At 60.0% G+C, this 5877-nt stretch carries 3 protein-coding genes and 1 pseudogene; 1 reads left to right on the top strand and 3 read right to left on the bottom strand.

The features are described 5' to 3' along the window. Positions 1-655: 655 nt before the first annotated feature. The 3 genes from ltrA (ACZYOF_RS41570) to ACZYOF_RS41560 all read right to left on the bottom strand — a co-directional run bounded on the left by ltrA (ACZYOF_RS41570) (position 656) and on the right by ACZYOF_RS41560 (position 4827). Positions 656-1972 (bottom strand): group II intron reverse transcriptase/maturase, encoded by a 1317-nt coding sequence (ltrA, locus tag ACZYOF_RS41570; protein ID WP_463719372.1) that lies wholly within the window; start codon positions 1970-1972, stop codon positions 656-658. Positions 1973-2414: 442 nt separating this feature from the next. Beyond that, a complete protein-coding gene (gene ltrA / locus ACZYOF_RS41565; protein WP_394570294.1) occupies positions 2415-3797 on the bottom strand; it encodes a group II intron reverse transcriptase/maturase in 1383 nt (460 codons plus the stop codon). A gap of 511 nt (positions 3798-4308) precedes the next feature. Further along, positions 4309-4827, bottom strand: a complete 519-nt coding sequence (locus ACZYOF_RS41560; RefSeq protein ID WP_463719371.1) for a hypothetical protein — start codon at positions 4825-4827, stop codon at positions 4309-4311. Between the two features lie 191 nt (positions 4828-5018). Here ACZYOF_RS41560 and ACZYOF_RS41555 point away from each other — a divergent pair. Continuing rightward, positions 5019-5660, top strand: a pseudogene (locus ACZYOF_RS41555) (sigma factor-like helix-turn-helix DNA-binding protein); the annotation flags it as partial. Between the last annotated feature and the right edge of the window lie 217 nt (positions 5661-5877).

Here is a 5877-nt window from a genome sequence, read left to right as displayed (position 1 = left end):
TCGATGGATGGCAGACCCTCGCCACAAAACCCATCGATCAGCCGATTGACCTCGCCGCCTGAAACGATACTTTCACGTTACCCGGAGAACGCGCCAAGCAAATTCCAACCGCGTTCCGGACGGCACCTTCGAGCACCGAAGGGACTTCAACCCTCCTGATTCACGCGCTGCCCAGCGCACACTACGGACCCGGCCGCCACCTTCTCGTCTTCGGCCGCCTTCCCGGTGTCGCCGGTTATACGGCCTACCTTGCTCCGGCGATTTCGCGCCGGGACGAGGAAGGCTTCTCCAGTTGCTTGGCATGTCCTTGTCACCGTGCCGTCGCTTCCACCCCGCCGAGACGAACAGCCGTGTCGGTCAGTGTTCGGCTGCTCATGCTGCCTTCGCCCTTCGGTTGCGGGCTCGGCCCTCGGACTTACTCACTTTCGAGGCCACAACGCGTTCACTGTTATTACGGCCCGGTGACTCGTTAATCTCCCCCAGGGAGATTTTGTCGATAGGCTTCGTAGGTTCTGTTTCCATCTCCTCCGCTATCCGAACTACGGGGCTCTGACTTCTACCCCGGCAGGACTGTCCCCTGCTGAACATGCTAACCTTACCTGGACACACAACCGGACGTGCGGTCTTCCCGCATCCGGCTTTCCGACAGGTTTCGTCACAAGGCGCACGTCGGCGACACTTTGCGCACGCGGTTCAGCACAAGTACGCCAGGGTTCCCATAGATCTGATCAGAGAACCGTCTGACGCCACGTCCTGGCGTCTTATGTCGTCTGCGCAGAAAGGCGAGCACGCGGTCAAAGACGTGTCGATCAACGGCCTGATGAGCCGTAGCAAGCGAGCCATAGCTGAAGTAAGCGGACCAGCCGCGCAGAAGGCGGTTCAGTCGTGCTTGTACTTCGGGCCAAGCGCCCTTGTTGCCCGGCGTCAGCAGTTCGCTGACCTTCCTCTTGATCCGCAGCACGCTTTTCTTCGACGGAGCCGCGCCAAGATACCACCGCCCGCCATTGCGGAAGTGGCGGGGTCCGAGCGTGTACCCAAGGAAGTCAAAGCTTTCCAATCGGGCATTCTTCACCGAGGTTTTAGTCTCGTTGAGTGTCAGCCCAAGCTTGGTCATCACCGCTTTCGTCCACGTCAATGCGTCTTCCGCGTGGCCGCGGCTGAGAATGACGAAGTCGTCGGCATAGGAGATAATCTGGCCATGGAATGCTTCACGCCGACCGCTGAGACGCCAATGCTTCAGGAACCGGTTCATGTAGATGACGGAGAGCAGCGGACTGATGACACCGCCCTGTGGTGTGCCACACTTGTTGCTCTTACCGCCGCTCATGCGCCGTTTCCCGTTGCTATCCCGCTCCTCGACCGGTACTCGCAGCCATAACTTAATCAGCCGCAGCACATTCCGGTCGACGATGCGTCGGGCCACCGATTTGAGGAGGTCCGAGTGCGGTATCGTGTCGAAGTATTTCGACAAATCGGCGTCAACAACATCTGTGTAGCCCCGGCACATAAGCCGGTGCACTTCCTTGACGGCATCGACCGCGTTGCGGCGCGGGCGATATCCATAAGCGCCGTCCTCAAAATCCGCCTCGAAGATCGGTTCCAGCACGATCTTTGCAGCAGCTTGGACGACCCGGTCCCGGATTGTTGGGATACCGAGCGGACGTACGCCGCCGCCGGGCTTCGGGATCATCACCCGCCGCACCGGATCGAGCCGATAGGTCTTCGTGACGAGTTCATCGCGCAGGCCAGCCAACCATGCTTCGAGTCCCGACGCGTCGATCTGTTCGAAAGTTATTCCGTCCACTCCCGGCGCACCCGCGTTGGCGCGGGCCAGCTTGTAGGCATGGCTCAGAATGTCCTCGCGGCAGATCTTGTCGTACAGCACGTAGAAGCGGAAGGCGGGCTCCGCCTTCGCTTTGCAATAAAGCTTTCTCTGAAGGCTCCTGATCTTATCGGGCGTTTCAAGGCTCATCGCCAATCTACCCTTTCCCTCGCCATCTTCAAAAGCGCACCTGAAGTCAGGGTCCTTTCCTCCGCCGGAATTACCCGGTTTCATCGGTACCTTTGACCCTGTCCGACTCCCGTCCGGTCCATCGACTACTCAATGCTGAAGGCGCGACCTTCGACCAAGACGGGTCTCCCCCGATTACCCGTACTACCTTTCCAACGTGCCGTGCCCATTACCCCGGTGAACCAGACAGGTGCGTGCGTCGATTGCTTCCCTGTCCGCACGGCCTTCCCCGCCATACGATCGGGTCGGCATTCACATCGTAACTTTCGAGGCGTGCTCAGGCTATCGCGGTAGGGACGACCATTGCTGGTCGCCCACCGGGTCACCGGAGGCGGTCGCCCGCCTCCGGTTCCCACAGAACGTAGCGTGCGGATTTACCGCACTACGCTCTTCGGCGGTTGGTTCACAGCACTGCTAGCGCCTGCAGCTTCCCGTATGGGAGGCGCAGTTTTGGTGTCAGCAATGGTGTCCGCTCTTTGATTTGGTTGAAGGCATCCCAAGTGAGACGACGGCCTGCCCAGCTGCGGCTGCACAACATCTTGCGCCAGTAACGCTCGACGACCCGATAGACTTTTACGAGGCTCCGGAGATTTCCAGCGACGCCGTAATAAGCATAGTGGCCGCGTAGGACGGCGTTGATTTCGCTGACCTGTTCACTGATCGTTTGATGTCGTATTCGCTGCATTAGCTCTTGCAGAGACGTAAGGCTGCGCCGTAGCCGAGATTTCTCGGTGCGCATCCCAACCTTGAAGTTACCTTTTCGGTTTCGCGTGCAATAGAGCGTCAGACCCAGGAAGTAGATAGTTTCCGGGCGGTTCCTGCCGCGTTTGCCAGCGTGTCTTTGCGCGAACCGACCAAACTCGACCAACTTGGTCTTGGTCGGCTCCAGAGTGAGGCCGAACTTCCCCAACCGTAGACGCAAGGCATCCTGTACGCGGATGGCGTCCGATCGATATTGGAAACAGATCACAAAGTCATCGATGTAGCGTACCAGTCGGGCTTCGCCCCGCAACCGGCCCCTCACCACGCGTTCAAACCAGAGGTCGAGAACGTAATGAAGGTACACGTTGCTCAGCAGCACGCTAATCGATCCACCTTGCGGGGTTCCCTGCTCGCTCGGATGAACCGCTCCATCTTCCAAGACGCCCGCTTTCAACCAACGCCGGATCAAGCTGATCAGGCGCGGATCGCCTACTCGATGTTCGACAAACCGGAGGACCCAATCATGATTGAGACTCCCGAAGAAGTTCTTCAAATCCGCCTCCAGCACCCAGCCGATCATGCCGCCGGCGATGACCTCATTGAGGGTCGCCAAGGCGTGATGGGCGCTGAGCTCCGGCCTGCCGCCGAACGAGCAGGGTAAGAAGTCCTGCTCGTAGATGGCGGACAGCACCTCAGCCGTGGTGCGTTGGAGCGCCCGGTCGGCGACAGTTGGAACCCCGAGGGGGCGCTTCTCCGTCTTGCCAGGCTTGGGGATATAGACCCGCCGAATGTTAGGCGCGCGATATCCCTGGCGGTGGATGGATTGGAGCACCGGCTCTATCCAGCCCTCGAAGCTCTCCTTCGCCGCCTCCACCGTCTGACCGTCCACCCCGGCGGCGGATCGCTTCGGAATCTTTGATAGATTCTCCAGCACCCGGTCGCGCGTGATATGATGGGCCAGCGAGGTGAAGCGGAGATTTGGCTCCCTTCGAGCTTTCACTGCTATCTGTTCAAGTTTCGTTTCCATGGTCAGCTGATCTTCTCTTTGAATAGAAGGCCGTAACTCCCGTTGCATGGAGCCCATGTCGCCCAAGAACAATTCAACTACCGCTGACCGCTTCCCCGTGTGGCCGGCTCTCCCGTCCTCGGAGTACTATCAGTCAGTATGACTTCCACCCGGTCATCAGACCCTTCTCACCTCTTCGCCTTGGCAGGTCCTACAAGCGTGCGCTTGAACCGGATGGATCTCCCTTGTTCACGTCAACGCCTTTGGTTGCATGCTGGCGGTACGAACCCCGGGAGCACCTTAGACTGCTCGCGTTCGCGCGGTCTTTGGTTCCGCCTTCCCCGTTACGGGAGAGGGTCAGCTACTCCGATCACGATCGATTTCGGGGCTATTTTCCCGTTCACTTCATTCCGGCCTACAACCTCCCTGTCTACGCTTCGCAGCGGCCGTTACCGGACGCCACGCAAGACTTGGTTCGCGGCTGCTCGCTAGGCTTTGCCGCGGCCGTCATCGCAGACGGCAGACTTCAACGCGCTTGCAAGGCGCAACCCGCACAGATCCGGACTCGCCCAACTAAGGCATCCGGCTCCTACCTTGGGTGCTTGACGTCAAAGCGTTTGTCGGGCCAGGGATGAAGGATGCGCGGCGGGGGAAGCCAGTCGTTGATCAGCTTCGCCATACGCTCCCATGTGAACCCGTCTTTCTGGCTGCGCCGCCGGAGCGTTCGTCGCCAGAGGTCGGTTACACAGTGCCGGAACGCCGAGAGCGACCGACTATTGGTTGGGACCGCATAGTAGGCGAAGTGACCAGTCGCTACCTGCCTCAGCCACTTTCCCTGTTCTGGTATCGGATGGTGCATTCGACGCCGTAGCTCTGCCTTGATGTCCTTCAGCTTGGCCCGCATGCGGTCGCGTCGGGTCTTCCGCTGAAGCTGGAAGGTGCCGCGGCGCGATAATCCACAGATGAAGGTGAAGCCCAAGAACGCGAAAGTTTCCGGCTTTCCAAGCCCGCGCCTCTTGCGATCAGTCGCCGCAAAGCGGCCGAACTCAATCAGGCGGGTCTTATCCGGGTGGAGCGTCAGCGTAAATTTCCCAAGCCTATCACGCATCGCATTGAGGAAGCGACGTGCATGTTTCGCGGGATCGTGAGCACGGATTTCAGGGGATCGTGAGCAGAGATTTCAGACGATCGTGAGCACGGATTTCGCGGGATCGTGAGCAAGTTTTCAGCAGCTCAGCCCGCTTCGGCCGACAACTCAACCGGCTTAGGAACTGCCTCGTCAGTGAACGAGGAAGGCCGATGCCCACCCAGAGATTGTCGATGCGCCGGATCAAAGAGGTTCTCCGCTTAAAACATGTTCAAGGCTTGCCGGAGCGAGCCATTGCGCGCACCCTGGGCATCAGCAACGGCGCCGTGCACAGCTATCTGCGCCGAGCCGGGGCTGCCGGGCTGAACTGGCCGTTGCCGGCCGGAATGACCGACGAGGACCTGGAGCTGCTGCTTTTCCCTGCGCCGAAGCCGGCGTCGCAGAGCCCCCAGCGGCCCATTCCCGACTGGGGCTATGTCGACAAGGAGCTGCGCCGGCGCAACGTGACCCGCCGGCTGCTGTGGGACGAGTATCGCGCCAGCCATCCCGATGGCTTCGGCTACACATGGTTCTGCACGACCTACGAGGCCTGGAAGGGGCGTGCCCGGCCTTCGATGCGGCAGACCCATCTGGGCGGCGAGAAGGTCTTCGTGGATTTCGCCGGCGACACCATCGACGTCATCGCCCCCTCAAGTGGGGAAGTGCAGTCGATGAAGCTGTTCGTCGCGGCGATGGGCGCGTCCAATTATACGTACGCCGAGGCCTGCCCAAGCGAGGGGCTCGCCGACTGGATCCGCCTCCACGTCAACCTTTTCGCCTTCCTCGGCGGCGCGCCGACATTCGTGGTCTGCGATTTTGTTACCGGTAACAAAATCGCAGTTATGTGCCGGACATCGTTATGTGCCTGGCAACGGCTTGAGCCGGTCTCTCGGGGGAGGATCGCGGGGGGATGTCCCGATCGGTGTTGAACTACGTCGGGCCGACGTTGCCAGAATGAATGTTACGCGGCCCTTGTGACATGGGCAACGGGCTTGATCGTCATGGGATTGTGGTGAGCTTGAAGGGCCGCAC

Source organism: Bradyrhizobium sp. LeoA1Lang (assembly GCF_055413685.1).
Note: the sequence above shows the minus strand (reverse complement) of the source record. Positions and strands in the feature narration are given on the sequence as shown.

Bases quoted from the DNA above. Each gene is read 5' to 3' on its own strand.
- ltrA (WP_463719372.1), bottom strand. From the start codon at position 1,972: ATGAGCCTTGAAACGCCCGATAAGATCAGGAGCCTTCAGAGAAAGCTT.
- ltrA (WP_394570294.1), bottom strand. From the start codon at position 3,797: ATGGGCTCCATGCAACGGGAGTTACGGCCTTCTATTCAAAGAGAAGAT.
- ACZYOF_RS41560 (WP_463719371.1), bottom strand. From the start codon at position 4,827: ATGCGTGATAGGCTTGGGAAATTTACGCTGACGCTCCACCCGGATAAG.